At 68.1% G+C, this 25705-nt stretch carries 26 protein-coding genes and 1 tRNA gene; 18 read left to right on the top strand and 9 right to left on the bottom strand.

The features are described 5' to 3' along the window. Positions 1-40: 40 nt before the first annotated feature. From G6N53_RS22260 to era, 7 genes are all read left to right on the top strand, one after another. Positions 41-460, top strand: coding sequence for an MmpS family transport accessory protein (locus tag G6N53_RS22260; protein WP_163892239.1), 420 nt, complete (start codon positions 41-43; stop codon positions 458-460). Beyond that, entirely contained in the window at positions 460-3348 is a 2889-nt protein-coding gene (locus tag G6N53_RS22255) for an MMPL/RND family transporter (protein ID WP_163892236.1), read from the top strand. Before G6N53_RS22260 ends, G6N53_RS22255 begins: the two co-directional genes overlap by 1 nt. Before the next feature lie 82 nt (positions 3349-3430). Further along, a complete protein-coding gene (locus G6N53_RS22250; RefSeq protein ID WP_163892233.1) occupies positions 3431-4477 on the top strand; it encodes a PhoH family protein in 1047 nt (348 codons plus the stop codon). A gap of 11 nt (positions 4478-4488) precedes the next feature. Then, complete coding sequence (ybeY, locus tag G6N53_RS22245) at positions 4489-5025, top strand: rRNA maturation RNase YbeY (RefSeq protein WP_163892228.1); 537 nt, start codon at positions 4489-4491, stop codon at positions 5023-5025. Further along, the gene (locus G6N53_RS22240) at positions 5022-6329 is read left to right on the top strand and encodes a hemolysin family protein (protein WP_163892225.1); all 1308 of its coding nucleotides are present in this window, start codon (positions 5022-5024) and stop codon (positions 6327-6329) included. Before ybeY ends, G6N53_RS22240 begins: the two co-directional genes overlap by 4 nt. Next, positions 6326-6646 (top strand): cytidine deaminase-like protein, encoded by a 321-nt coding sequence (locus tag G6N53_RS22235; protein WP_163892222.1) that lies wholly within the window; start codon positions 6326-6328, stop codon positions 6644-6646. The genes G6N53_RS22240 and G6N53_RS22235 overlap by 4 nt, the downstream gene beginning before the upstream one ends. Beyond that, complete coding sequence (era, locus tag G6N53_RS22230; protein WP_163892219.1) at positions 6643-7551, top strand: GTPase Era; 909 nt, start codon at positions 6643-6645, stop codon at positions 7549-7551. The genes G6N53_RS22235 and era overlap by 4 nt, the downstream gene beginning before the upstream one ends. A gap of 13 nt (positions 7552-7564) precedes the next feature. Here era and G6N53_RS22225 read toward each other — a convergent pair whose 3' ends face one another. Next, complete coding sequence (locus tag G6N53_RS22225; RefSeq protein WP_163892216.1) at positions 7565-8050, bottom strand: CAP domain-containing protein; 486 nt, start codon at positions 8048-8050, stop codon at positions 7565-7567. Positions 8051-8060: 10 nt separating this feature from the next. Continuing rightward, positions 8061-9578: an amidase gene (locus G6N53_RS22220; RefSeq protein WP_163892213.1), complete on the bottom strand. Its 1518-nt coding sequence runs from the start codon at positions 9576-9578 to the stop codon at positions 8061-8063. A 63-nt stretch (positions 9579-9641) separates the two neighbouring features. Here G6N53_RS22220 and recO point away from each other — a divergent pair, with 63 nt between their 5' ends. From recO to G6N53_RS22200, 4 genes are read left to right on the top strand one after another with little or no spacing between them, the layout of a single operon-like run. Continuing rightward, positions 9642-10478, top strand: a complete 837-nt coding sequence (gene recO / locus G6N53_RS22215) for a DNA repair protein RecO (protein ID WP_163892210.1) — start codon at positions 9642-9644, stop codon at positions 10476-10478. Beyond that, complete coding sequence (locus G6N53_RS22210; protein WP_163892207.1) at positions 10423-11310, top strand: decaprenyl diphosphate synthase; 888 nt, start codon at positions 10423-10425, stop codon at positions 11308-11310. Before recO ends, G6N53_RS22210 begins: the two co-directional genes overlap by 56 nt. Before the next feature lie 49 nt (positions 11311-11359). Next, entirely contained in the window at positions 11360-11782 is a 423-nt protein-coding gene (locus G6N53_RS22205; RefSeq protein WP_163892204.1) for a hypothetical protein, read from the top strand. 29 nt (positions 11783-11811) lie between these two features. Next, on the top strand, positions 11812-12000 hold the full coding sequence (locus G6N53_RS22200) for a hypothetical protein (RefSeq protein ID WP_163892201.1): 189 nt from the start codon (positions 11812-11814) through the stop codon (positions 11998-12000). On the opposite strand, the gene G6N53_RS22195 is transcribed toward G6N53_RS22200, so the two are convergent. Together G6N53_RS22195 and G6N53_RS22190 are read right to left on the bottom strand one after the other, a co-directional pair. Further along, positions 11997-12398 carry a Fur family transcriptional regulator gene (locus tag G6N53_RS22195; RefSeq protein ID WP_163892198.1) on the bottom strand — a complete coding sequence of 134 codons (402 nt, stop codon included), beginning with the start codon at positions 12396-12398 and terminating at the stop codon, positions 11997-11999. The genes G6N53_RS22200 and G6N53_RS22195 overlap by 4 nt on opposite strands. Beyond that, positions 12395-12766 (bottom strand): ArsR/SmtB family transcription factor, encoded by a 372-nt coding sequence (locus G6N53_RS22190; protein WP_163892194.1) that lies wholly within the window; start codon positions 12764-12766, stop codon positions 12395-12397. The genes G6N53_RS22195 and G6N53_RS22190 overlap by 4 nt, the downstream gene beginning before the upstream one ends. A 96-nt stretch (positions 12767-12862) precedes the next feature. Between G6N53_RS22190 and G6N53_RS22185 the strand changes: the two genes are divergently transcribed. Beyond that, on the top strand, positions 12863-14254 hold the full coding sequence (locus G6N53_RS22185; RefSeq protein ID WP_163892191.1) for a glycine--tRNA ligase: 1392 nt from the start codon (positions 12863-12865) through the stop codon (positions 14252-14254). A gap of 86 nt (positions 14255-14340) precedes the next feature. Here the strand turns inward: G6N53_RS22185 and G6N53_RS22180 are convergent, their stop codons facing one another. Next, entirely contained in the window at positions 14341-16335 is a 1995-nt protein-coding gene (locus G6N53_RS22180) for a TPM domain-containing protein (RefSeq protein WP_163892188.1), read from the bottom strand. 77 nt (positions 16336-16412) lie between these two features. Between G6N53_RS22180 and G6N53_RS22175 the strand changes: the two genes are divergently transcribed. From G6N53_RS22175 to G6N53_RS22165, 3 genes are all read left to right on the top strand, one after another. Further along, positions 16413-17681 (top strand): deoxyguanosinetriphosphate triphosphohydrolase, encoded by a 1269-nt coding sequence (locus G6N53_RS22175; RefSeq protein WP_163892186.1) that lies wholly within the window; start codon positions 16413-16415, stop codon positions 17679-17681. Positions 17682-17712: 31 nt separating this feature from the next. Beyond that, positions 17713-19659, top strand: a complete 1947-nt coding sequence (dnaG, locus tag G6N53_RS22170; RefSeq protein ID WP_163892183.1) for a DNA primase — start codon at positions 17713-17715, stop codon at positions 19657-19659. 71 nt (positions 19660-19730) lie between these two features. Continuing rightward, positions 19731-20042 carry a DUF7155 family protein gene (locus G6N53_RS22165; protein WP_205390436.1) on the top strand — a complete coding sequence of 104 codons (312 nt, stop codon included), beginning with the start codon at positions 19731-19733 and terminating at the stop codon, positions 20040-20042. A 7-nt stretch (positions 20043-20049) separates the two neighbouring features. On the opposite strand, the gene G6N53_RS22160 is transcribed toward G6N53_RS22165, so the two are convergent. Continuing rightward, positions 20050-20304: a hypothetical protein gene (locus G6N53_RS22160; RefSeq protein WP_163892180.1), complete on the bottom strand. Its 255-nt coding sequence runs from the start codon at positions 20302-20304 to the stop codon at positions 20050-20052. Between the two features lie 157 nt (positions 20305-20461). On the opposite strand from G6N53_RS22160, the gene G6N53_RS22155 reads away from it, so the two are divergent. Both G6N53_RS22155 and G6N53_RS22150 read left to right on the top strand, forming a co-directional pair. Further along, positions 20462-20534, top strand: a tRNA-Asn gene (locus G6N53_RS22155). A gap of 107 nt (positions 20535-20641) precedes the next feature. Further along, entirely contained in the window at positions 20642-21121 is a 480-nt protein-coding gene (locus G6N53_RS22150; protein WP_163892177.1) for an LppP/LprE family lipoprotein, read from the top strand. 13 nt (positions 21122-21134) lie between these two features. Here the strand turns inward: G6N53_RS22150 and G6N53_RS22145 are convergent, their stop codons facing one another. Further along, the gene (locus G6N53_RS22145; protein WP_163892174.1) at positions 21135-23114 is read right to left on the bottom strand and encodes an acyl-CoA dehydrogenase family protein; all 1980 of its coding nucleotides are present in this window, start codon (positions 23112-23114) and stop codon (positions 21135-21137) included. Between the two features lie 102 nt (positions 23115-23216). Between G6N53_RS22145 and G6N53_RS22140 the strand changes: the two genes are divergently transcribed. Next, positions 23217-23951, top strand: a complete 735-nt coding sequence (locus tag G6N53_RS22140; protein WP_163892172.1) for a VIT1/CCC1 transporter family protein — start codon at positions 23217-23219, stop codon at positions 23949-23951. Positions 23952-23956: 5 nt separating this feature from the next. Here G6N53_RS22140 and G6N53_RS22135 read toward each other — a convergent pair whose 3' ends face one another. Beyond that, positions 23957-25168 (bottom strand): MFS transporter, encoded by a 1212-nt coding sequence (locus tag G6N53_RS22135; protein ID WP_163896216.1) that lies wholly within the window; start codon positions 25166-25168, stop codon positions 23957-23959. 43 nt (positions 25169-25211) lie between these two features. Then, positions 25212-25691 carry a MarR family winged helix-turn-helix transcriptional regulator gene (locus G6N53_RS22130; protein ID WP_163892168.1) on the bottom strand — a complete coding sequence of 160 codons (480 nt, stop codon included), beginning with the start codon at positions 25689-25691 and terminating at the stop codon, positions 25212-25214. Between the last annotated feature and the right edge of the window lie 14 nt (positions 25692-25705).

Raw genomic sequence — 25705 nt, 5'->3', positions numbered from 1 at the left:
AGCTGCACCCGAGGGCGAAGGACGTCTGATTCTCACCCGTTTGGCACGAGCATGGCTACCGCTCGTTCTGGTCATCGTGCTCGCTGTCGGCGCGTTCAGCGTATGGCGGATCCGCGGCATCTTCGGCTCACAGCAGCTGCCGAGCTATGCGGGGAGCATGTCCGAGGATTCCAACAAGTCCGACCCGAAGGTGGTCCGCTACGAGGTCTGGGGCGAACCGGGCGCGATCGCCGACATCAACTACGTCGACGCTGAGGGCGACCCCAACCAGCTTGTGGGTGCCGCCCTTCCGTGGTCGATCGACATCGAGACCGACTCGCCGGCGATGTCGGGAAACATCGTGGCCCAGGGTAACGGCGACTTCATCGGATGCCGGATCACCGCCGACGGCGTAGTGAAGGACGAACGCACCATCACCAACGTCAGCGCCTACATCTACTGCTTCACCAAGGCGGCGTGATGAACGTCGCCGGCAACCGCAGCGAGGCGCTGCGCCGACCGAGATTCCTCGCGCAGTCGATCCGACGGCTCGCGATCCCCATCATCGTGGGTTGGACGCTTCTGCTCGTTGCCCTCAACGTGCTCGTGCCTCAACTGGAGGTCGTCGCTGCCGAGAATTCGGTCTCGATGAGCCCGAGCAATGCGCCGTCGATGCAGGCGATGGCCGACATGGGCCGGCTCTTCGAGGAGGCCGACTCGGATTCGATCGCGTTGATCGTCCTGGAGAGCGAGAACGAACAGCCCCTCGGTGACGACGCCCACGACTACTACGACCAGCTGATCGACAAGCTGGAGGCGGCGCCCGAGCATGTCCGCAACATCCAGGACATGTGGGGTGACTCGCTGACCGAGGCGGCCGCACAGAGCTCGGACGGCCGAGCCGCGTACGCGACGCTGAACCTCGCCGGCAACATGGGCGAGGCCGAGTCCAACGAGGCCGTAGCAGCGGTCCGAGACATCGTCGCCAATTCACCGCCGCCGCCCGGGGTTCGGGTGCACGTCACCGGGCCGGCGCCATTGACCGCCGACGTCAACATCGCCGGCGAGAGCAGCATGGCGCTCGTGCTGATGGTCACCTTCGTGGTGATCACGGTGCTGCTGTTGTTCTTCTACCGCTCGATCTCGACCGTGCTGCTGCTGCTGGCGGTGGTCCTCGTCCAGTTGGGGCTGGCACGAAGCGTCGTCGCTGCGCTGGCCCACTACGACTTGATCGGTCTGTCGACGTTCGCGACCAACCTGTTGATCTCGCTGGCTGTGGCCGCGGGCACCGACTACGCGATCTTCCTCGTCGGCCGTTATCAGGAGGCCCGAACCGCCGGCGCCACCCATGAAGAGGCCTACTACGAGATGTTCCACGGCACGGCGCCCGTCGTGCTGGGCTCGGGACTGACCATCGCCGGCTCGATGTTCTGCCTGTCGTTCACACGCATGCCCTACTTCCAGAGCATGGGTGTGCCGTGCGGGGTGGGCACCCTGGCCGGGATGGCCGTCGCGCTCACCCTCGGCCCGGCGGTGGTGACCGTCGGCAGCCGGTTCGGTCTCCTCGAGCCCAAGCGCGCCATGCGGATCCGCGCCTGGCGTCGCGTCGGCACCATGGTGGTCCGCTGGCCCGGACCGATACTGGTGGCGTCGCTGGCGTTGTCCTTCATCGGGTTGGCCGCGCTGCCGGGCTACCAGACCAGCTACGACGACACCCGCTATGTTCCGGAGTCCATTCCGGCCAACGCCGGGTTGGAGGCTGCGACGGAACACTTCTCGCTGTCCCGGATGAGCCCGGAGATCCTCCTCGTCGAATCCGATCACGACCTGCGCAACCCCACCGATTTCCTGGTGTTGGACCGGCTCGCCAAGAGGGTCTTCGGCGTCGAGGGTGTCGCACGCGTGCAGGCTCCGACCCGTCCGGACGGGGCGCCGATCCAGAACACCTCGATCCCGTTCCTGATCAGCATGCAGGGCGTCGGTCAGCAGCAGAACATGAAGCTGATGCAGGACCGGATGGAGGACATGCGCGTCCAGGCTGATGACCTGGCCCGCACGATCGGAACCATGCGCACCATGTACGGGCTGATGACGCAGTTGTCGAACGTCACCACGGTGATGATCGACGACTTCACCGAGATGCAGCAGACCGTGCATCAGGTCCGCGACATGATCGCCAACTTCGATGACCAGTTCCGTCCGATCCGGAATTACTTCTACTGGGAACCGCACTGCTACAACATCCCGATGTGCTGGACGTTCCGGTCGCTGTTCGATTCGATGGACGGCATCAGCACCATGACCGACTCGTTCGACAAGGCGCTGGTGAACATGGAGACGATGCGGACGCTGTTGCCGCAGATGCTCGCGACGTTCCCGCCGATGATCGAGACCATGGAGAGCATGCGTCACATGATGTTGACGACCTACGCCACCATGGGCGGGTTCTACGATCAGATGGACGAGATGAGCGAGAACTCCACGGCGATGGGGAAGTCGTTCGATGCGGCCAGAAACGACGACTCCTTCTATTTGCCGCCGGAAGTGTTCGAGAACAAGGACTTCCAACAGGCGATGGAGAGTTTCTTCTCGCCCGACGGCAAGACCGTGCGCATGCTGGTCTCCCACCGCGGCGACCCGACAGAACCCGCGGCGCTCGCGCGGGTCGAACCCATCAAGATCGCGGCGATCGAGGCGCTCAAGGGCACCCCGCTGGAAGACGCCACGATCCAGCTCGCGGGTACCGCGGCGACGTTCAAGGACATGTCGGACGGGTCCCGCTACGACATGATGATCGCAGTCCTCGCCGCGCTGAGCCTGGTGCTGATGGTGATGCTGCTGCTGACCCGCAGCCTGGTCGCCTCGCTGGTCATCGTCGGTACCGTGATCCTGTCGTTGGGCGCCTCGTTCGGGGTCTCGGTGTTGATCTGGCAGCACATCATCGGCATCGAGCTGCACTGGATGGTGCTGGTGATGTCGATCATCGCGCTGATCGCGGTCGGATCGGACTACAACCTGCTGCTGGTGTCGCGGTTCAAGGAGGAGATCGGTGCCGGGATCAAGACCGGCATCATTCGCTCGATCGGTGGTACCGGCAGCGTGGTCACGCTCGCGGGTGTCGTCTTCGCGCTGACCATGGCCTCCATGGTGGTCAGCGACCTGCGGGTGATCGCGCAGGTCGGCACCACCATCGGGTTGGGTCTGCTGTTCGACACCTTCGTCGTGCGCGCGTTCATGATGCCGTCGATCGCCACTCTGCTGGGCCGATGGTTCTGGTGGCCGGTGGTGGTGCGCGAACGTCCGTTGCGTCCCCCCGACCCGCGGCCGGTGGAGACGACGGAGCCGACGCCGGTCGGGCCGCCGTCGTAACGCGTTGGGACGTGACGGTCGGCGGCGCTAAACTGGGTTTTCGATTCGGGTCGAGACACAGGAAGCAGGCAGAAAACCACACGTGAGCCCCCGCGAGACGAACGCCGCCTCGGACACGCCTGAGCCGTCGGTCCGCAGCAGCATGACTGTTCCGCCCGACCTCATCGTGGGCCTGCTCGGCTCCTCCGATGAGAACTTGCGCGCCCTCGAGAATCTGCTCAGCGCCGATATCCACGCCCGCGGGAACGCGATCACCGTCTCCGGTGAACCCGCGGATGTGGCGCTGGCCGAGCGGGCGCTCTCCGAGCTGATCGAGGTCGTCTCCAGTGGTCAGACGCTGACACCGGATGCGGTGCGCCACAGCGTGGCGATGCTGACGGGCACGGTCGACGAGTCGCCGGCCGAGGTGCTGACCCTGGACATCCTGTCGCGGCGCGGCAAGACGATCCGGCCCAAGACGCTGAACCAGAAGCGCTACGTCGACGCGATCGACGCGCACACCATCGTGTTCGGCATCGGCCCCGCGGGTACTGGCAAGACGTATCTGGCGATGGCCAAAGCCGTCAACGCGCTGCAGACCAAACAGGTCAGCCGAATCATTTTGACCCGCCCGGCAGTGGAAGCCGGTGAGCGCCTCGGCTTTCTGCCCGGCACGCTGAGCGAGAAGATCGACCCGTACCTTCGTCCCCTCTACGACGCCCTGCACGACATGATGGATCCCGAGCTGATCCCGAAGCTGATGAGTGCCGGGGTGATCGAGGTGGCACCGCTGGCGTACATGCGTGGCAGAACCCTTTCGGATGCGTTCATCATCCTCGACGAGGCTCAGAACACCACCGCCGAGCAGATGAAGATGTTCCTCACCCGGCTCGGCTTCGACTCGAAAATCGTTGTGACAGGCGACATCACGCAGGTCGACCTGCCGGGTGGCGCGGCGTCCGGACTGCGCGCGGCGATGCGCATCCTCGACGGGATCGATGACATCCACTTCGCCGAACTCACCAGCGCCGACGTGGTCCGTCATCGCCTGGTCGGCGAGATCGTGGACGCCTACGCCAGATCCGAGGAGCCGACCCTGATGAACCGTGCGCAGCGGCGCTCGACCAGCTCGGGCAGACCGAGGCGGTAGCAGAGCACCCCATGAGTATCGAGGTTGCCAACGAATCGGGCATCGACATCTCCGAGCAGGAACTGATCAGCGTCGCCCAGTTCGTCATCCGCAAGATGGACGTCAATCCAGCTGCCGAGCTGTCGATGGTGCTGCTCGGCACCGCCGCGATGGCGGACCTGCACATGCGGTGGATGGACCTGCCGGGCCCGACCGATGTGATGAGTTTCCCGATGGACGAACTCGAACCCGGCGGCCGGCCCGATTCGCCGGAGCCGGGGCCGTCGATGCTCGGCGACATCGTGCTGTGTCCCGAGTTCGCCGCCAAGCAGGCCGAAGATGCCGGGCACACCCTGGGTCAGGAGCTGGCCCTGCTCACCGTCCACGGTGTGCTGCACCTGCTGGGTTACGACCACGCCGAGCCCGATGAGGAAAAAGAGATGTTCGCGCTGCAGCGCCAGCTGCTCGAAGAGTGGGTGGCCGACCAGGTCGAGGCCTACTACCAGGACCGGCAGATCGATAAGGACCGCCGGTTGGTGGACAGATCCCGACTGTTCGACGAACCGTGAGCCCCGTCGGTCAGCTGATCAGCGCCGTTGTGCTGGTCGCGTTCGGTGGGCTGTTCGCCGCGATCGACGCCGCGCTGAGCACCGTGTCGAAGGCGCGCGTCGACGAACTCGTCCGCGAGGAACGGCCGGGTGCTGTGCGGTTGGCCAGGGTGATGGTCGAGCGGCCCCGCTACATCAACCTCATCGTGCTGCTGCGCATCACCTGCGAGGTCAGCGCGACGGTGCTGCTGGCCGCCTACCTCGACGGCGGCCTGGGCGTGACGTGGGGACTGGCCGCCGCCGCCGCGATCATGGTGGTGGTCAGCTTCGTGGCGATAGGTGTCGGGCCCCGCACGGTGGGCAGGCAGAACGCGTACACCATCGCATTGCTGACGGCCCTTCCGTTGCAAGCGATCTCGGTGCTGCTGCTTCCGGTCAGCCGGTTGCTGGTGTTGATCGGCAACGCGCTGACCCCGGGCCGGGGCTTCCGCAACGGTCCGTTCGCCTCCGAGATCGAGCTGCGCGAGGTCGTCGACTTGGCTCAGCAGAGTGGTGTGGTGGCCGACGACGAACGCCGGATGATCCAGTCGGTGTTCGAGCTGGGGGACACCCCGGCGCGTGAGGTGATGGTGCCGCGCACCGAGATGGTGTGGATCGAGAGTGACAAAACGGCGGGCCAGGCCACCTCGCTGGCGGTGCGAAGCGGGCATTCGCGCATCCCGGTGATCGGCGAGAACGTCGACGACGTCGTCGGCGTCGTGTATCTGAAGGATCTGGTGCAACGCACCTACAACTCGATCAACGGCGGCCGTGACACCGCAGTGTCGGACGTGATGCGCAAACCGGCGTTCGTGCCCGACTCCAAACCGCTGGACGCCCTGCTGCGCGAGATGCAGCTCGACCGGGTGCACATGGTGTTGTTGGTCGACGAGTACGGCGCGATCGCCGGTCTGGTGACGATCGAGGACGTGCTCGAGGAGATCGTCGGCGAGATCGCCGATGAATACGACACCGACGAGGTCGCGCCGGTGGAGGACCTGGGCGACCGGCAGTACCGGGTCTCGGCCCGGCTGCCGATCGAGGACCTCGGCGAGCTCTATGAGGTGGAGTTCGACGAGGATCTCGACGTCGACACCGTCGGCGGCCTGGTCGCGCTCGAACTCGGACGCGTGCCGCTGCCCGGCGCCGAGGTGACGTGGGACGGTCTGCGGTTACGCGCCGAAGGCGGGCCCGACCCGCGGGGGCGGGTCCGGATCGGCACCGTACTGGTCAGCCCGGTCGAACCCGATCCCGACGATGATGACGACGGAGAAGAACGCCGATGAGCGAGCTGGATCCAGAAGACGCGAAGCTGGTGGTGCTGGCCCGCGGCGCGATGGCCCGGGCCGAGACACCGACTGGCGCGGCGGTGCGCGACGTCGACGGCCGCACCTATGCGGGTGCCCCCGTCCGGCTGGCGGCGCTGGAGCTGACCGCGCTGCAGGCCGCGGTCGCCGCGGCGGTGTCCAGTGGTGCCACCGGTCTGGAGGCCGCCGTGCTGGCGGGAGGATCGGCAGATGACCCCGGCGTCGCCGCGGTTCGCGAGCTCTCCGGCGATGCCGTGCTCATCGTGACCGACCGGGCCGGCGCGGTGCTTGCGTGACCGAATTCCGTTCCGGCTTCGTGTGTTTCGTCGGCAGGCCGAACACCGGCAAGTCCACGCTGACCAACGCGCTCGTCGGCACCAAGGTGGCGATCACGTCGAACCGGCCGCAGACCACCCGGCACACCATCCGCGGCATCGTGCACCGCGACGACTTCCAGATCGTGCTGGTCGACACCCCCGGCCTGCACCGCCCCCGCACGCTTCTCGGGCAGCGCCTCAACGACCTGGTCAAAGGCACCTACTCGGAGGTCGACGTCATCGGGTTGTGCATCCCCGCCGACGAGAAGATCGGGCCGGGGGACCGGTGGATTCTCGAGCAGATCCGCGCGGTCGCGCCGAGGACGACGCTGGTGGCGGTCGTGACCAAGATGGACAAGGTGTCCAAGGAACAGGTCGCCGGGCAGCTGATGGCCGTGAGCGAGTTGGTCGGGCCCGATACCGAGATCGTCCCGGTTTCGGCGACGTCCGGGACACAACTCGACGTGCTGATCGACGTGCTGGTCGCCCAGCTTCCACCGGGCCCGGCGTTCTACCCCGACGGCGAGCTCACCGACGAACCCGAGGAAACGCTGATCGCGGAACTGATCCGGGAGGCGGCGCTCGAGGGGGTCCGCGACGAGTTGCCGCACTCGCTGGCCGTGGTCATCGAGGAGATGGAGTTGCGCCCGGGCCGCCCGGACGACCAGCCTCTCGTCGACGTCCACGCCATCCTCTTCGTCGAGCGCGACTCCCAGAAGGGCATCGTGATCGGCAAGGGCGGTGAGCGGCTACGAGAGGTGGGAACCGCGGCCCGGACCCAGATCGAGAAGCTGCTCGGCACGAAGGTCTACCTGGATCTGCGCGTCAAGATCGCGAAGAACTGGCAGCGGGATCCCAAGCAGCTGGGACGTCTGGGCTTCTAGGGCCAGCTGAGAGCTAGCCGGGCTGGCCGTACACCGCCACCACCACGGAGCGGTCCCAGCTGTTCTCCGACCACACCCCGATCTCGGTGTTTGCGCAGTTCGACATGATGGCCATGTAGTCCGGCCGGTAGTACCACTGGTTCATGATCTCGACGCCGCTGATGGCCAGCGCCGGGTTGATCGCCACGGTCTCGGAGACCGTACCCACGAACCCCGCGCGGTTCGCCCGATCCTGGGCGGTCGACCCGTCCGAGCCGATGTCGCCGTTCAGGGCGCGGTTTCGGAGGACGTCGTTGGTGTGCCACTGCGCGGCCAGCCGGAGCTGGGGGTTGATCTTGATCTCGGTCTCGCAGTCGTTGCGATGCTGGATCGTGTAGACGTTGACGACCACGCTCTCGTTGAGCCGCCGATTGTCGGCGTTGGCGGCCGGGATGCCGGCGATCGCGGCGCCGACGAGTGCCACCGCGGGTAGTGCTCGCACGATCTTGCTGCTGGTCACAGCGGGGACTTTACGCGACCTCGTCGGCAATCGAGGGCGGAGCGGGCAGATTCGTGGCCTGCTCCGGCGCGATCTCGGGACGCGGTTCCCACCAGTTCTGCGGTTGCCGGGCCGCCCAGCCGTTGATGGCCTCCAGTGCGGCGGCCAGCGACACCAGCAGCGGTTCACTGTGCGCCGGGCCCATCAACTGCACCCCGATCGGCAGGCCGTCGGAGGTGAACCCGGCGGGCACGTTGATCGACGGCCAGCCGAGCAGATTCCACGGCCACGTCGCCGGGCAGGCTCGGATCATCGCCCGGTCGGTGGCCAGCCCGCTGAGCTGGTCGAACGCCTCCACCTTCGGCGGCGGCTGGGCGGTGGTGGGGGCGAGCACGACGTCGGCCAGGTTGAAGACCCAGCCGATCCGCCGCTGCGAAGCCGATTCGTGTGCGCGGGCTTTGCGCAGCACGTCCTCGGACAGCAGCCGGCCCATTCGGGCATTGGAACGGGTGCGTTTGTCCAGCGTCACGCCGTAGCCCAACCGCTCGATCCACTCCGGTATACCGGCGGTGGAGCGGGCCAGGAAGTTCCACGACATCCGCAGGTCGTAGTCCGGGTCGGCGGAGATGATCGTGTGGCCGAGTTGTTCGAGCTGACCGGCCACCGCCTGCAACGCGGAACTGATCTCGGGGTGCAAGGTGGGCCGGAACCCGGTGAACGCGAACTTGGTGGACAACGCGATCCGCAGTGGCCCCGGCGCGCGCGACACATAGTCCGACGCCTGGATCCGGGGCGGCTTGTGCAGGTCGCCGGGGGTGTTGCCGGATGCGGCGTCGAGCACCAGCGCGGCGTCGGCCACGGTGCGGGCCAGCACCCCGTTGACGGTGATTCCGTTGAACGCCTCGGGCAGCGGCCAGGTGGAGATCCGGCCCCGCTGCGGCTTGATGCCGACGAGGTGGGTCCAGGCCGCCGGGATACGTACGCTGCCGGCACCGTCGGACCCGATCGCGGCGGCCACCAGGCCGGCCGCCACGGCGGCGGCGCTGCCGCCGGACGATCCACCCGGGGTGTGCTCCCTCGACCAGGGGTTACGGGTGTGTCCGAAGCCGGGGCCGCTGGTGAACGGCCACTGCCCCAACTCGCAGGTGTTGGTTTTCCCGACGATCACCGCGCCGGCGGCGCGCAGCCGTCGGACCACCTCGGAGTCGGCGTCGGCCACCCGCACCCGGCCCTCGGTGCCGAACCGGGTGGGCACGCCGGCGACGTCGACGTCGTCTTTGACCGCGATCGGGATGCCCAGCAGCGGGAACCGCGAAATGTCCTGGCCCGCCTGGCGTTTGCGATCGGCGGCGGCTGCATCGGCGACGGCCTGGTCGGCCAGCACCACCCGGAAGGCGTTCAGGGTGTCCTGGCTCGCCTCGATGGCTTCCAGGGATCTGCGCACCAGCTCCTCGGACGAGGAACTCCCGCTCGCCAGCTGATAGAGCTGGTGAGTCAGGGTGGGGAACCTGGCCGCGGGTCGATCGCGGCGGGGAGGAGTCTTTGCCATCACTTACGAGAGTATCGGCGCTGCGGACCGGTTTTAGTCGGTTGGCAATGCCAGACTGGTCGAATGCGTCTGTACCGGGATCGTGCGGTGGTGTTACGCCAGCACAAGCTCGGCGAAGCCGACCGCATCGTGAGCCTGCTCACGCGCGATCACGGTCTGGTGCGGGCGGTGGCCAAGGGGGTGCGGCGCACCCGAAGCAAGTTCGGGGCGAGGCTGGAACCGTTCGCGCACATCGATGTTCAGCTGCATCCGGGCCACAATCTCGACATCGTCACCCAGGTCCAGGCGATCGACGCGTTCGCCTCGGACATCGTCTCCGACTACGGGCGCTACACCTGTGCCTGCGCGGTGCTCGAAACCGCCGAGCGGCTGGCGGGGGAGGAGCGGGCCCCGGCGCCTGCGCTGCACCGGCTGACGGTGGCGGCGCTGCGCGCGGTGGCCGACGGCAACCGTCCCCGTGAACTCGTCCTCGACGCCTACCTGCTGCGTGCGATGGGCATCACCGGGTGGGCCCCGGCGCTGACCGAGTGCGCCCGGTGCGCAACCCCCGGCCCGCACCGGGCGTTCCACGTCGCGGCGGGTGGGAGCGTGTGCGTGCACTGCCGGCCGTCCGGGTCGGTGACACCGCCGCAAGCCGTGCTGGACCTGATGGTCGCGCTCCACGACGGTGACTGGGAGCACGCGCAGGCATCCGAGTCGCAGCACCGCAGTCAGGCCAGCGGACTCGTCGCCGCGCACCTGCAGTGGCATCTGGAACGGCAGCTGCGGACGCTGCCCCTTGTGGAGCGAGGTGTCTACCGGGTGGAGCGGACCGCCAGACAGGGCATCAGGCAGGATGAAGCGCATGGCAACCAAGCGGACGGGGAAGAACCGCTACCCGCAGCTGCCGCCGGCGCCTGACGACTACCCCAGCTTCCCGGACAAGTCGAGCTGGCCGGTCGTTTTCCCGGAGCTGCCGGCGCGCACCAACGGCAAATTCGCCCGCCCGCCGCAGCACACCTCCAAGGCTGCCGCACCGCAGATCCCGGCCGACCAGGTGCCCAGCCACGTCGCGGTGGTGATGGACGGCAACGGGCGGTGGGCCACCCAGCGCGGGCTGCACCGCACCGAGGGGCACAAAATGGGCGAGGCGGTGCTCATCGACATCACCTGCGGGGCCATCGAGATCGGCGTCAAGCACCTGACGGTGTACGCGTTCTCCACCGAGAACTGGAAGCGCAGCACCGAGGAAGTCCGATTCCTGATGGGCTTCAACCGGGAGGTGGTGCGCCGGCGGCGGGAGAACCTCAACGACATGGGTGTGCGGATGCGCTGGGTCGGTTCCCGGCCCCGGATGTGGCGCAGCGTCATCAAGGAGTTCGACATCGCCGAGGAGATGACCGTCGACAACGACGTCATCACGATCAACTACTGCGTGAACTACGGCGGTCGCACCGAGATCGTGGAGGCGGCACGCCAACTCGCGCAGGAAGCCGTGGACGGCAAGATCAACCCCGGCCGGATCAGCGAGGCGGCATTCGCCAAGCACCTGCACCGCTCCGACATCCCCGACGTCGACCTGTTCATCCGTACCTCGGGTGAGCAGCGGGCGAGCAACTTCCTGCTGTGGCAGGCGGCCTACGCCGAATACGTCTTCCAGGACAAGCTGTGGCCGGACTACGACCGCCGCGATCTGTGGGCGGCGTGCGAGGAATATGTGCACCGCAACCGACGCTTCGGCAGAGCCGAATGATGTGCCTGAGCGGCAGAGCCGAATGATGTGCCTGAGCGGCAGGGCCTAGATGGAGCTGCACGATCGGCTCGCCGGGGTCCTCGGGGAGGTCCTGCCCGTCCAGCACGAGGACGACGGTGCGCTGACGGTGCAGCACGACGACACGTTCGCGTCGCTGCGGGTGGTGCCGATCGCCGAGGACCTCGAGTTGGTGTCGCTCACCCAGGTGCTGGCGTGGGATCTGCCGCTGGACAGCAAGATCCGCGCCCGCGTGGCCAAACATGCGCACGACACCCTGCTCGGCACCGTGTCGCTGGTGGAGAAGATCGGCGCGCAGAAGGTCGGCCCGGAGAAGGGCCGTTCCAAGAAGACCGGTGACGTGCTGCTGCGCTACAACTTCCCGGCCGCGGGCCTCACCGACGACGCGCTGCGAACGCTGATCCTGATGGTGTTGGCCACCGGCACCGACGTCCGCCGCGCGCTGGTCGCCTGACCGGACCGCGCGGGACTAGGGTCGCGGGTATGCGTACAGCAGTGGTCATTGTCGGAGTGGTGGTCACTCTCGCCGGTCTGCTCTTCTTCTTCCAGGGCCTGGGGGCGGTGTCGGGGAGCCCGATGAGCAACACCACGACCTGGACCGTCCTCGGACCGATCATCGCGATTGTCGGCGTGATCGTCGCCGTCGCCGGATGGCGGGGTCTCAAGCGCTAGTTGTCTGCCGCCGCCGCGCATTTGCGGCACAGACCGAAGATCTCGATGGTGTGGCTGACGTCGGTGAAGCCGTGTTCGCGGGCGACCGCGGCGGCCCATTTCTCGACGTGGCCGCCCTGGATCTCGATGGTGGATCCGCACGTCCGGCAGACCAGGTGGTGGTGGTGGTGCTCGGAGCACCGGCGGTACACCGACTCGCCGGTGTCGGTGCGCAGCGTGTCGACGGCGCCGGACGCGGCCATCTGCTGCAGCGTGCGGTAGACGGTGGTCAGCCCGATGCCCTCACCGCTGCGGCGCAGTTCGTCGTGCAGCTCCTGGGCCGAGCGGAAGTCGTCGAGGTTGTCCAGTAGCGCGGCGATGGCCGCGCGCTGGCGCGTCGCCCGCACGGCACCCGTCATTGCTGCTCCTCCCCGGCATGACTGACAGCTGCGATGACGATATCTGCCAGGTGGTGATCGACCAAGCGGTACAACACTTCCCGGCCCGACCGCGCGCCGTCCACCACGCCCGCGGCCTTGAGGATCCGGAGGTGCTGGCTGACCAGCGGCTGCGGGACGTTCAGCGCGTCGACCAGTTCGTGGACGCAGCGCGCCTCTTCGCGGAGTTGCAGCACGATCGCGATGCGTAAGGGCGACGCAAGGGCGCGCAGCAGGTCGCCCGCGGTGTCGAGGACTTCGCGCGGCGGCAGCTCGGCGGGCGGAGTGCCCGCCTCCAGAGCCGGGTCGTGTGAGTCCTGCGAATCGGACATAGTGGAAACCGTTTTCATTTGAACCCACGATACATGCGGAACTGCGCATGTCAACCGGACGGGCCCCTCGCCCGCGCCGCGAGCAGCCAAACGGCCTCGCTACGCTGTTGAGCCGTGGCTCCGTCCTCGATCATCGACACCGTTGCAAACCTGGCCAAACGCCGTGGGCTGGTGTACCAGTCCGGCGAGATCTACGGCGGGACCAAATCCGCCTGGGATTACGGTCCGCTCGGCGTCGAGCTCAAGGACAACATCAAGCGGCAGTGGTGGCGTTCGGTGGTCACCGGCCGTGACGATGTCGTCGGCCTGGACAGCGCGATCATTCTGCCGCGCCAGGTATGGGTCGCGTCAGGTCACGTGGAGGTTTTCAACGACCCGCTGGTCGAGTGCCTGAACTGCCATAAGCGGCACCGCCAGGACCACATGCAGGAGAACTACGCCGCCAAGAAGGGTCTCGACGATCCGGATTCGGTTCCGATGACCGAGATCGTCTGCCCGGACTGCGGCACCAAGGGCCAGTGGACCGAGCCGCGTGACTTCAACATGATGCTCAAGACCTACCTCGGCCCGATCGAGACCGAGGAGGGCCTGCACTATCTGCGCCCCGAGACCGCGCAGGGCATCTTCGTCAACTTCGCCAATGTGGTCACCACGGCGCGCAAGAAGCCGCCGTTCGGCATCGGCCAGATCGGTAAGAGCTTCCGCAACGAGATCACCCCGGGCAACTTCATCTTCCGCACCCGTGAGTTCGAGCAGATGGAGATGGAGTTCTTCGTCGAGCCGTCCACGGCCGCCGAGTGGCACCGGTACTGGATCGACACCCGGCTGGCCTGGTACGTCGACCTCGGCATCAACCGCGACAACCTGCGGCTCTACGACCATCCCAAGGAGAAGCTGTCCCACTACTCCGACGGCACCGTCGACATCGAGTACAAGTTCGGTTTCGCCGGCAGCCCGTGGGGTGAGCTCGAAGGCATCGCCAACCGCACCAACTTCGACTTGTCCACGCACTCCAAGCATTCCGGCGCCGACCTGTCGTTCTACGATCAGGCTTCGGACACCCGCTACACGCCGTACGTGATCGAGCCGGCAGCCGGGCTGACGCGCTCGCTGATGGCCTTCCTCGTCGACGCCTACACCGAGGACGAGGCGCCCAACGCCAAGGGCGGCGTCGACAAGCGCACCGTGCTGAAGCTGGATCCGCGGTTGGCGCCGGTCAAGGCGGCGGTGCTGCCGCTGTCGCGGCACGCCGACCTGTCGCCGAAAGCCCGGGACCTGGCCGCCGAACTGCGCACGTCGTGGAACATCGAGTTCGACGACGCCGGCGCGATCGGCCGGCGTTACCGCCGTCAGGACGAGATCGGCACGCCGTTCTGCGTGACGCTGGACTTCGATTCGCTCGACGATCATGCGGTGACGGTGCGCGAACGCGACGCCATGACCCAGGAACGGGTGGCGATCTCGGAGGTGTCGGACTACCTGGCCGTCCGGCTCAAGGGCTGCTGACCTTTCGCCGCGAACAGACACAAACTCACCCTTTTTCACTCGAAAACAGGTGAGTTTGTGTCTGCTCGCGGTTCGCCGCGAGCGGGCTAGAAGCGCCCGCCGCCGCCGCTCATGCCGCCGCCTCCGCCACCGAAGCCTCCACCACCGAAGCCACCACCGAACCCGCCGCCGCCGAAGCCGCCGCGCAGGGCTCCGGAGAGCACGTTGCCGATGAGGATGCCGCCGATCACCGCACCCATCTGACCGCCGCCGCCGCGACCACCGCCGCCGTAGGGTCCGTTGAAGTGCCGCTGGGCGGCGGAGACGTCGGCGTTGGCCAGCGACTGTGCCTGGGCGGCGAGCATCGCGGCGCCGTTGGCGTGGGCGGTGGCCTCGGCCAGGTTGGTGGCCCGCTTGTCCTGCGCGGCCTGCAGCTGGCGCACCGCCTCCGACAACCGGGTGCGCGCCTCGGGGCCGACGGCGCCGCGGCGGGTGTCGATGTAGTCCGACACCGAGCGCACCCGGGACTGCGCGTTGAACAGCGCCTGGTCGTAGGTGCGGCTGAGGCGCTCGGTGGTTTCCCGTTCGTGGGCGACCTCTTCGAGTAGCCGGTCCAACTCGGCGTCGGCCTGGGTCAGCCGGGTGAAGGCGCCCAGCGGGTCGGAGTTGCCCTCGCTCTGGGCGTGGGCCACCGCCTGCACCGCGTCGTCGCGGGCGGAACTGAGCTCGGTGGCCACCGCGACACCGCCCTGTGCGAGCTGGGATCCCGCCTGGTTGATGCCGTTCTGGATGTCGGCGATCGCCGCGGGCAGGCCCGCCACCGCGCGGTTGATGTCGGTGCCCGCGCTGTCCACGGCGTCGAGCAGCGTGCGCGCCTGACCGAGCGCCGCCTCGGCCGCGTGGATGGCGTCCACCAGGCCGATCTGCCGGTTCGACGGCCGTGACACCAGGTCGCGGGCGGTGCCGATGTTCTGATCGGCGAACTCCAGCCGATGCTTGGCCTCGTCGACGTTGTCGGACACCGAGGCGAGGGCGGTCTCGGCGAACTGGGAGTGCAGCCGGGCCAGCGCCTGCTCGGCCGGGGCCAGCCGGGCCGTCAGGTCGACCATCTGCTGGGTCAGCTTGTCCAGGCGGGTGGGCGCGTTGATCACCAGGTCGCGCAGCGCGGCGAAGGACTCGCGCTGGGCCTCGAGTTCCTGATCGGCCCGGGCGGCGGCGACGATCACCCGCGTCAGCAGGTCGCGGCGCTGCTGCGGCGTCTCGGGCACAGCGTCGTCGAGGATCTGGCGCACGTTGAGCGCCTGCGCCAGCGTGGTCTTGGCGTTGGTGACCGCCCGGGTGAACGCTGCGGTGTCCTTTTCGCCGAATTCCTCGACCGCCAACGTCAGTTCGTTCTCGCTGGTGCGCACCTCGTTGTCGACCTCGACGACGATCTGCTTGGACAGGTCGTCGAGCGCGTCGACGGACACCGACGCCAGCGCATTCGGGTCCGATGGGTCCACCCGCTGCGCGGCGGCGAACTCGGCCTCGCGCCGCTTGCGTTTACGGCGCCGCTGCCACAGCACCAGCGCCCCGACCGCCAGCGCGATCAGCCCGAGTAGCACGAGCATGCCCACCCAGCTGCCCGAACCGCCCGAGGGGCCGGTGTCGGCCAGGCCGTCGGCGGCCGCGATCGCCGCGCCGGCCCAGTCGCCGGTGCGCAGCAGTGGTTCGACGTCGTTGCGCCGCACCTCGTCGATGTCGACGCCGCCCAACGCCTCGGTGGGTGCCAGGAACGCATACGCCCGGTCCACGGTGGCCACTGCCAGGATCGCGTCCTGATCACCGAGATCGCTGCGCTGATAGGTGGATTCCGCCCATGCCTGCGCGTTCTGGCCGGCGAAGTCCTCGACGAACACCACCCAAAGCCGGATGCGGCGCTCGTCGTAGAGCCTGTCGATCGCACTCTGCACCCGGGCCTCGCCGGCCGCGTTCAAGGCGTCTGCGTCGTCGGTGATGTACGCCGGCAGCCGCAGCGGCGGCCCCGCGGCTGCGCCGGGGGCCACCAGGGCGGCTGTGGTCAGGATCGCGACCAGCAGGCCGATGAATCGGGCGATGCGCATATCCGTCAATGTAGTGCGCGGTGCGGGGCGCGGCTGTGGTCAGGATGTGATCGGCGGTGCTGGCAGACTGTGCTTCGGTGAGCCCACGACTGCAGGACAGCTACGACGCGTTCGACCGCCGGCGTCTGGTGGTCGAACCGGCGAAGAGTGCCGCGTTGCCCGGCACGGCCACTGAGCACCGCACCGATTTCGCCCGTGACCGCGCCCGGGTGCTGCACTCCGCTGCGCTGCGCCGGCTGGCCGACAAGACCCAGGTCGTCGGGCCGAGGCAGAGCGAAACCCTACGCACCCGGCTCACCCACTCGTTGGAGGTCGCGCAGATCGGCCGGGGAATGGCCGTCGGACTGGGTGCCGACCCCGACCTCGTCGACCTGGCCGGGCTGGCTCACGACATCGGTCATCCGCCGTACGGGCACAACGGGGAGCGGGCACTCAACGAGCTCGCCGAGGTGTGCGGCGGGTTCGAGGGCAATGCGCAGAACTTCCGAATACTCACCCGGCTGGAACCCAAAGTGCTTGATACGCAGGGCGAGGAGCCGCGCAGCGCGGGCCTGAACCTGACCCGGGCCGCGCTGGACGCGGTGACGAAGTATCCGTGGTACCGGGCCCCGGAGGGCGGCAAGTTCGGCTTCTACGCCGACGACGCCGCGGCCGCGGCCTGGGTGCGCGGCGACGCGCCCGACCGACGGCCGTGCCTGGAAGCTCAGATCATGGACTGGGCCGACGACGTCGCGTACTCCGTGCATGACGTCGAGGACGGTGTCACCTCCGGACGGATCGACCTGCGGGTGCTGGCCGACGACGATGCGGTGGGTGCGCTGGGCCGGCTGGGCCAGTCCCACGGCATGGGCGGCGGCCTGGCGGCCGCGGACCTGGTCGAGGCCGCCGAACGGCTGTCGTTGCTCCCCGCGGTGGCCGCCGTCGGCAAGTACGACGGCACGTTGGCGGCGTCGGTGGCGTTGAAGACCATGACCAGTGAGCTGGTGGGCCGATTCGCGTCGTCTGCCATCGCGGCCACCCGCGCCGTGGCCGGCCCGGGGCGGTTGGTGCGGTACCGCGCAGACCTCGAGGTGCCCACCGTGGTGCGCGCCGAGGTGGCGGTGCTGAAGATCCTCGCGCTGCAGTTCATCATGTCCGACCCCCGGCACCTGGATCTGCAGGCGCAGCAGCGGGACCGGATCGACGCGGCGGTGCGGTTCATCCGTGCCGGGGCGCCGGCGACGCTGGATCCGTTGTTCGTCCCGGACTTCAACTCCGCCGCCGACGACGGCGCACGGCTGCGGGTGGTGATCGACCAGGTGGCTTCCTACACCGAGGGTCGACTGGAGCGCCTCGAACCCGCGTAGCCGCTGCCGCCGCGGGCTCTAGACTGGCCGGGTGGCGGGCGACGGGACTCGGGGACGGGGCAGGATCCCTGATCGCGATATCGCCGCCATCCGTGACAAGGTCAACATCGAGGACCTTGTCGGCGAGTACGTCCAGCTGCGGCGCGCCGGGGCGGATTCGATGAAGGGGCTGTGTCCCTTCCACGACGAGAAATCCCCCTCGTTCCACGTCCGCCCCAACCACGGCCACTTCCACTGTTTCGGCTGTGGGGAGGGCGGCGACGCCTACGCGTTCCTGCAGAAGATCGAGCACGTCAGCTTCGTCGAGGCGGTCGAACTTCTCGCCGACCGCGTCGGCTACACCGTCACCTACACCGGATCCTCCACCACCAACGTGCAGCGTGATCGCAGCAGTCGCAGCCGGCTGCTGGCCGCCAACGCCGCCGCGCAGGAGTTCTATGCCGCCGCGCTGCAGTCCGAGGAAGCCGCCCCGGCGCGGCAGTACCTGACCGAACGCAACTTCGACGCCGAGGCCGCCGCCCGGTTCGGCTGCGGTTTTGCGCCGTCGGGGTGGGATTCGCTGACAAAGCACCTGCTGCGCAAGGGTTTCGACTTCAAGGAGCTCGAGGCGGCCGGGTTGTCCCGGGAGGGGCGGCGCGGACCGATGGACCGGTTCCACCGCCGGCTGTTGTGGCCGATCAGGGCCGGCGGCGGCGAGGTCATCGGGTTCGGCGCCCGGCGGATCTTCGACGACGACCAGATGGAGGCCAAGTACGTCAACACCCCCGAGACGGTGTTGTACAAGAAGTCGGCGGTGCTGTTCGGCCTCGACCTGGCCAGACGCGACATCGCCAAAGCGCACCGCGCCGTCGTGGTGGAGGGTTACACCGACGTGATGGCCATGCACCTGGCCGGTGAGGCCACGGCCGTCGCGTCCTGCGGCACCGCCTTCGGCGACGGCCACCTGGCGCTGCTGCGGCGGCTGATGATGGACGACAACTGGTACCGCGGCGAGCTGATCTTCGTCTTCGACGGTGACGCGGCCGGACAGGCGGCGGCCCTCAAGGCGTTCGACGGCGATCAGCAGGTGGCCGGAAAGTCCTTCGTGGCAATCGCTTCCGATGGCATGGATCCGTGTGATCTGCGGCTGAAGTCCGGTGACGGGGCGCTGCGGGATCTGGTGGCGCGCCGGATCCCGATGTTCGAGTTCGCGATCCGCAGCCTGATTCCCGACGGTGACGCTCTGGACAACGACCCGCAGGCGCAGGTGGACGCGCTGCGCCGGTGCGTGCCGCTGGTCGCCCAGATCCGCGACTACGCGCTGCGTGACGAATACGCCCGCCGCCTGGCGGGCTGGACGGGGTGGCGCGACGAGGGCCAGGTGCTCAGCCGGGTCCGCGAAGAAGCGGGCAAGCGCGGGATGCCCGACCGGACGCGTCGTCGCGGCGCTCCCGAACCCGTTCCGGCGCCGGGCGCCCGCGGTGTGGCGGCGCCCACGCCGGCCCGGCCTGACCCGGCCGACCCCACGCTGTGGCCCCAGCGCGAAGCGCTCAAGTCGGCGCTGCAGTACCCGGCACTGGCCGGGCCGGTGTTCGACTCGCTGGCCACCGAGAGCTTCACCCATCCCGGCTACGCGGCGGTGCGGGTGGCGATCCAGGCCGCCGGCGGGACGTCGGCCGGTGTGACCGGCGCGCAGTGGATCGAGGCCGTCCGTGACCAGACCGCCTCCCCGATGGCGGCCGGCCTGGTCAACGAACTGAGCGCCGAGGCGATCAACGCCGACGACGAGCGGTTGCCCCGCTACATCAGCGGGGTGCTGGCCCGGTTGCAGGAGGTGTGGATCGGACGCCAGATCGCCGAGGTGAAGTCCAAGCTGCAGCGGATGTCGCCGGTCGAGCAGGGTGACGAATACCACGCGCTGTTCGGCGATCTGGTGGCGATGGAGAGCTACCGGCGCAGCCTGCTCGAACAGGCCAGTGGCGACGACCTGACTGCGTGATCAGGTCCGCCGGGTTATGGTGTTCGTGAAGTCGGGGCCGTTTTGATTGGTAGTGAGAAGGCGAGTTGGCGATGTTCGTGCACATGATCCGGACCAACAGCACCCGACTGATCGCTGGGGCGTTTGCGGCCGCAGCCGTGACCGTGCCGCTCTACGCGTCGCTGAGCAGCACCGATGCCACCCCGCAGGTGACAGCGCAGCCGGCCTGCCTGGCCTGGTTCGGCAACAAAGAAGACGGCAATTGCATGGGGTACTCCAACGGCTCGCCCGTCATCGTCGGCACGCCTGAGATCGGCCTCTACGGCGACGGCGTCGGCGTCGGCATCCCGTTCGAGACGGGGCCACTGCTGCCCGGCACCACCATCACCCGCGACTTCGGCTGACGGACGGCTAACGGGCCTTCTTCTTCGTCATCTGCTCCGGCTCGAGAACCTCGGTGCCGGAGTCGATGTGTGTCAACTCCACCATCGACGGGTCGGGGGAGACCCGGTCGGCGATCTTGCGCCGTCCCGCATCGATGACCGCCTTGGCGGCCGGACTGCCCGTGACGGCCTTGTACGTTCCCGAGAGCTGCTCGTAGCGCTGCCTGCCCGCCTTGGTTCCCAGCACGTAGCCGACGGCCAGAACGGCGACATACCCGATCACAGGGCTCCTCCAGATATCTCTCGCGGGACTGCGTGCTCGGTGTCCATCCTGCCTCACCGCGGGCAGTGCGCGCCCGGCTGGGAGCGTATTGGCGAGGCGGCGCGGACGTAGGCTAAAGTGCTCTCTGGCCCGCGGCGCAACGACCGTGGGAGGGCAATCCCCTGTAGCTCAATTGGCAGAGCATTCGGCTGTTAACCGAAGGGTTGCTGGTTCGAGTCCAGCCGGGGGAGCACACGCATTCAACAGCCGGTCAGCTGTCCGGCTTGCGCCGGCCGAGAGATCCGGCCCTGGTGGCGCTGCGAGCCGTGCACTGCCCGCGCCCCATTAGTCTGGCGGCATGCGAGTTTCGCGCCCTGTGTCGGCGCTGATGATGCTGGTGACGTTGGCCGCGCTCACCGTCGGCTGCGGGTGGAGCCCGTCGGGTCCGGCACCGACGAGCACCGCCGCTTGCGGCCCCGGTCCGACGGACGAGGTCGTCACCTCCGAGTTCTTACTGCTGCCGCCGGGTCAGTGGCGGGAAACCGCGCGCGGCAACGCACCGGACTGCCGGCTGAACTGGGTGGTGGTCACCGACGGTGAGGCTCCTGACAGCCCGCAGCAGGTGTTGTTCTTCGACGGCACCGACCCGGTGGGCTCACCCACCCCGGAGCCGCGTCCCTACATCACCGTGATCCCGCAGGGCGACCATCATGCGCACGTGCAGTACCAGTGGCGCCAGGGTCAGGATGAGCCGTGCTGCCCGACCGGAATCGGGTCGGCCCGGGTGACGCTCGAGGACGGCAGGCTCACCGTGCTGGACCCGATTCCCGGACCCTGACCCTGATCCTGGGTCAGATGACCCCGGCGCTTTTGGCGTCCTGCTCGGCGTGCTCGTCGGCGTCGGGAATGTGCTCGGGGTGCAGCATCTCGGCGTAGCGCAACTGCTCGGGGATGCCGAACCCGTCGACGAGTGTCTCCGCGTGGGGACGCAACCGCCGGCAACGGTCGTTGATCCCGCGGGTGACGGCCTTGGCGCGTTCGGTCGACAGGAAGCGGTGCTCGACGAACCAGGACTTGTCCTCTTCGATCACCGACAGCGCGTAGAGGTCGCAGACCATCTCGAGGATCTCGCGGGCCTCCCGCCCTTCAACAGACGCGTCCTCGCAGGTGTCGATGCCGGCGACGAACGCCTCCAGGATGATGCGGTCGATGTGCGCGGTGGCGGCGTGCAGCACGTGATCCTGCACGGCGTTGAACGCGTCGAAGGCACTCATCTCCTTGGACTTGCCCTGCAGCCGGCGGGCGACCGACGCCAGCATGTACTCCTCGCGGTCCTCGAACATCTTCACCTGCGTGCCGCGGTTGAAGAGGCTTCCCTCTTCCTCGTTGTCCTGCCGGGTGTCCAGGATCGTCTGCATGATCGTCTGCGCCGCAGTGCGTTTCATCACCCGCTCGCCGGCGAAGTTGGCCGCGAAGCGCACCCATTCGACCGGGCTCATGCCCTTGATGTCGTCGGCGTAAGCGGTCAGCAGTTCCTTGGCCACCAGCTGGATCAGCACGTGGTTGTCACCCTCGAAGGTGGTGAACACGTCGGTGTCGGCCTTCAGCGCGATCAACCGGTTCTCGGCGAGATAGCCTGCGCCGCCGCATGCTTCGCGGGCCTCCTGGATGGCACGGGTCGCGTGCCAGGTGTTCGCCGCTTTGAGGCCCGCCGCGCGTGACTCCAGTTCGCGTTGCTCCTCGGGGTCGGGATCATCGGCGGTCTGCAGTTCGTGGCACTTGGCGACGAGTTCGTTCTGCGCGAATTGCAACGCATACGACCGTGCGATAAGCGGCAGCAGTCGGCGCTGATGGACCAGGTAGTCCATCAGCAGCACTTCCTGCTCGTCGTCGGGGGCGGAGAACTGCCTGCGCTCCAACGCATACCTGGTGGCGATGTCGACTCCCACCCGCGCCGCGGCGCCCGCGCTGCCGCCCACCGTGACGCGACCGCGGATCAGGGTGCCCAGCATCGTGAAGAACCGGCGGCCGATGTTCTCGATAGGCGAGGTATACGTGCCGTCGGGGGCGACGTCGGCATACTTGTTGAGCAGGTTCTCCCGCGGGACCCGCACGTGGTCGAACTGGATGCGGCCGTTGTCCACCCCGGGCAGGCCACCTTTGTAGTGGCAGTCCGAGGTGGTCACGCCCGGCAGGTCGTTGCCCTTGTCGTCGCGGATCGGCACGATCAGGCAGTGCACCCCGTGGCCTTCGCCGTCCGGGGTGATCAGTTGCGCGAAAACCGCTGCCACTCGCGCGGTTTCGGCTGCGCCCCCGATGTAGTCCTTGCGCGAGGACGGGGTGGGGGAGTCGATGACGAACTCCTGCGTCTCCGGGTCGTAGGTCGCAGTCGTCTCCAGTGACTGGACGTCGCTGCCGTGCCCGGTCTCGGTCATCGCGAAGCACCCCAGCAGATCCAGGCTGATGATCCGGGGCACGTACTCCTGGTGGTGCCGCTCGGTGCCGAGGTTCTCCACCGCGCCGCCGAACAGGCCCCACTGCACGCCGGCCTTCACCATCAGCGAGAGGTCGCTCATCGCGAGCATCTCGATCTGCGTGACGGCTGCGCCGACGTCGCCGTTGCCGCCGTGCTCCTTCTTGAATCCGTCTTCGGCCGCCCCCTGGGAGGCCATGATGCGCATCTGCTCACCCACCTTGGTGCGGGCGATCACGGTGTTCGGGGTGTAGTGGGGCCGGAACACCGGGTTGGTGAGTTCCTGGCGCACCCGGTTCTTCACGTCGCGAAAGCGACCGTCCAGTGTGTTACGAAGATGCTCCGCCGTGGTGGTCATGACTCGACGGTAGCCCGCGTGTCACGGATGCAAACTGTGATGCTGCAAACCCAGGTCAACCTGACTTCGCGAGCGCACCACGGCAGGCGTTCAATCATCACCATGACCGAACCAGTCGATCCGCCCGTGTCCCCGACGGGCATGCCACACGTCGCCGACCACCGGCACGCCAACGTCACCGGTGGGTGGCTGCGGGCCGCGACGTTCGGGGCGATGGACGGGCTGGTGAGCAACACCGCCCTGATCGCCGGTGTGGCCGCGAGCGCCAGCCCTGCGACCGTGGTGCTCAGTGGTGTCGCCGGCCTGCTGGCGGGGGCGTTCTCGATGGCGTTGGGGGAGTACACGTCGGTGACCACCGCCAACGAGCAGATCGACTCCGAGGTGTTGGTGGAGCGCAAATCGTTCCGCCTGCATCCACAGGCCGAGCGGGCCGAGTTGGCGGCGATGCTCACCGACATGGGGATGACGCCGCAGACTGCCGCAACCGCCACCGAGGAGATCCACCGGGACGAGAACAGGGCGGTGAACTTCCACCTGGTGCAGGAGCTCGGGGTCGACCCCCGGGAGAAGCCGTCCCCGTGGGTGGCGGCTGGGTCGTCGTTCGTGCTGTTCGCCATCGGCGCGATCATCCCGCTGATCCCGTACCTGCTCGGGTACGGGTCGCTGTGGCTCGGTCTCGCGTTCGGCGGTGTCGGACTTCTGCTCGCCGGTGGTTCCGCGGCCAAGATCACCGGTCGGCCCCTCGCGCTGGGATCGTTGCGGCAGTTGGCGTTCGGCGGGTTCGCCATCGCGGCCACCTACCTCGTCGGTTACCTGATCGGGGTCGGGGTGACCTGACGCGGTCAGCTGTCGTTGCCGACGGTGACCGCCCTGGCACGGTCGGTGAGTTCGTCGAGTTCGGGCTCGGGGGCGTCGATGTCGGGCAGATGCGCGCGGGTGGCCGCCAGCACCCCGGCCGCCAGCAGCACCGCGCCCGCGCCCACCCAGAACGGCACATGCGCGTTGATCCGCTCGCCGAGCATCCCGGCCAGCCACGGCGCCAGCGCCGCTCCGGAGAACCGCACGAAGCTGTACGCCGCCGAGGCCACCCCGCGCTCCACCGGGGAGGCCTTCATCACGGTCTCGGTGATCAGCGTGTTGTTGACGCCGATGAACAGTCCGGCGACCACGACACATCCGGCCAGCACCGCCTTGTGGTCGGTCCACACCGCCATCACCGCCAGCGTCGCCGTCATCAACAGCAGATTCACCAGCAACGTGCGGATGGTGCCGAAGCGGCGCTGCAACCGCGGCGCGACGAACACCGACGTGAACGCCAACGCCAGACCCCAGCCGAAGAAGATCAGCCCGATCCCGTAGGCGCTCATGTCCAACGGGAACGGCGTGAACGCCAGCAGGGTGAAGAACCCGAAGTTGTACAGCAGTGCGGTGATCGCGACTCCGAGCAGCCCGCGGTGGGCGAGCGCCCGGAACGGGTCGGCCAGCGTCGTGGCGCGCACCGCCCGCGGTGTCGACGGCAGCAGCAGCGCGGTCACCACGACCGCGACGGCCATCAGCACCGACACCCCGAAGAACGGGCCACGCCAGGAGATGGAGCCCAGCAGTCCGCCGACCAGCGGCCCGACGGCGATGCCGAGGCCGAGCGCGGCCTCGTAGAGGATGATCGCCTGCGCCACCGAACCCTGCGCCGAGTTGACGATCGTGGCCAACGCCGTGGCGATGAACAGCGCGTTGCCCAGGCCCCAGAGTGCGCGCCAGCCGACGATCTGGCCGATGGTGTCGCTCATCCCTGCCAGTCCCGCGCCGGCGATGATGATCACCAGGCCCAGCAGCAGGGTGCGTTTGGGTCCGATGCGGCTGGCCACCACGCCGGTGATCAGCATCGCCACCCCCATCACCGCCATGTAGCTGGTGAACAGCAACGACACCTGCGACGGCGAGGCGTTCAGGTTGTCGGCGATCGGTTTGAGGATCGGGTCCACCAGGCCGATGCCCATGAATGCGACGACGCAGGCGAACGCGACGGCCCACACGGCCTTCGGTTGCCGCCACATGGATTGTTGCGACACCGAGGCCCGTTCCGGCATCGAGGCTTGTTCAGGCACCGGGCACGGTGCTTCTGTCGGCGGTGTCGCGACGGCGGGCGGCGGTGCCGGGCGCGGCGGCGTCCTCGATCAGCCGTCGAAGCACGACGAGCGCCTCGGTCAGGCACTGGCGCTCGTCGTCGCTGAGCCGCTCCAGGTACGGATCGACTGCGGCCCCGCGGTCCAGCCGCGCCTGCCGCAGCGCCGCGACACCGTCGGGGGTGATCCGGATCAGCACGGCGCGCGCATCGAGGGGGTCGGCGGTGCGCGCAACCATGCCGGCGTCCTCGAGCCGGCGGACCTGGGTGGTCATCGTGGGTTGCGAGCAGTTGTCGAGTGCCGCCAGGTCCGAGATCCGCGCCTCGCCCTGGTCCTCGATGGTGGACAGCAGCCTGGCCTGGGCGAAGGGAATCGGCATCCGAACCCGCTGGTTGGCCAGCCGGTTGATCCGGGCCACCACTGCGAGCAGGTCTGCACCGAGCGTTGACGACATGGCTCCATGCTTAC

It is taken from the genome of Mycolicibacterium hippocampi, from assembly GCF_010723735.1.
GTDB lineage: Bacteria > Actinomycetota > Actinomycetes > Mycobacteriales > Mycobacteriaceae > Mycobacterium > Mycobacterium hippocampi.
Note: the sequence above shows the minus strand (reverse complement) of the source record. Positions and strands in the feature narration are given on the sequence as shown.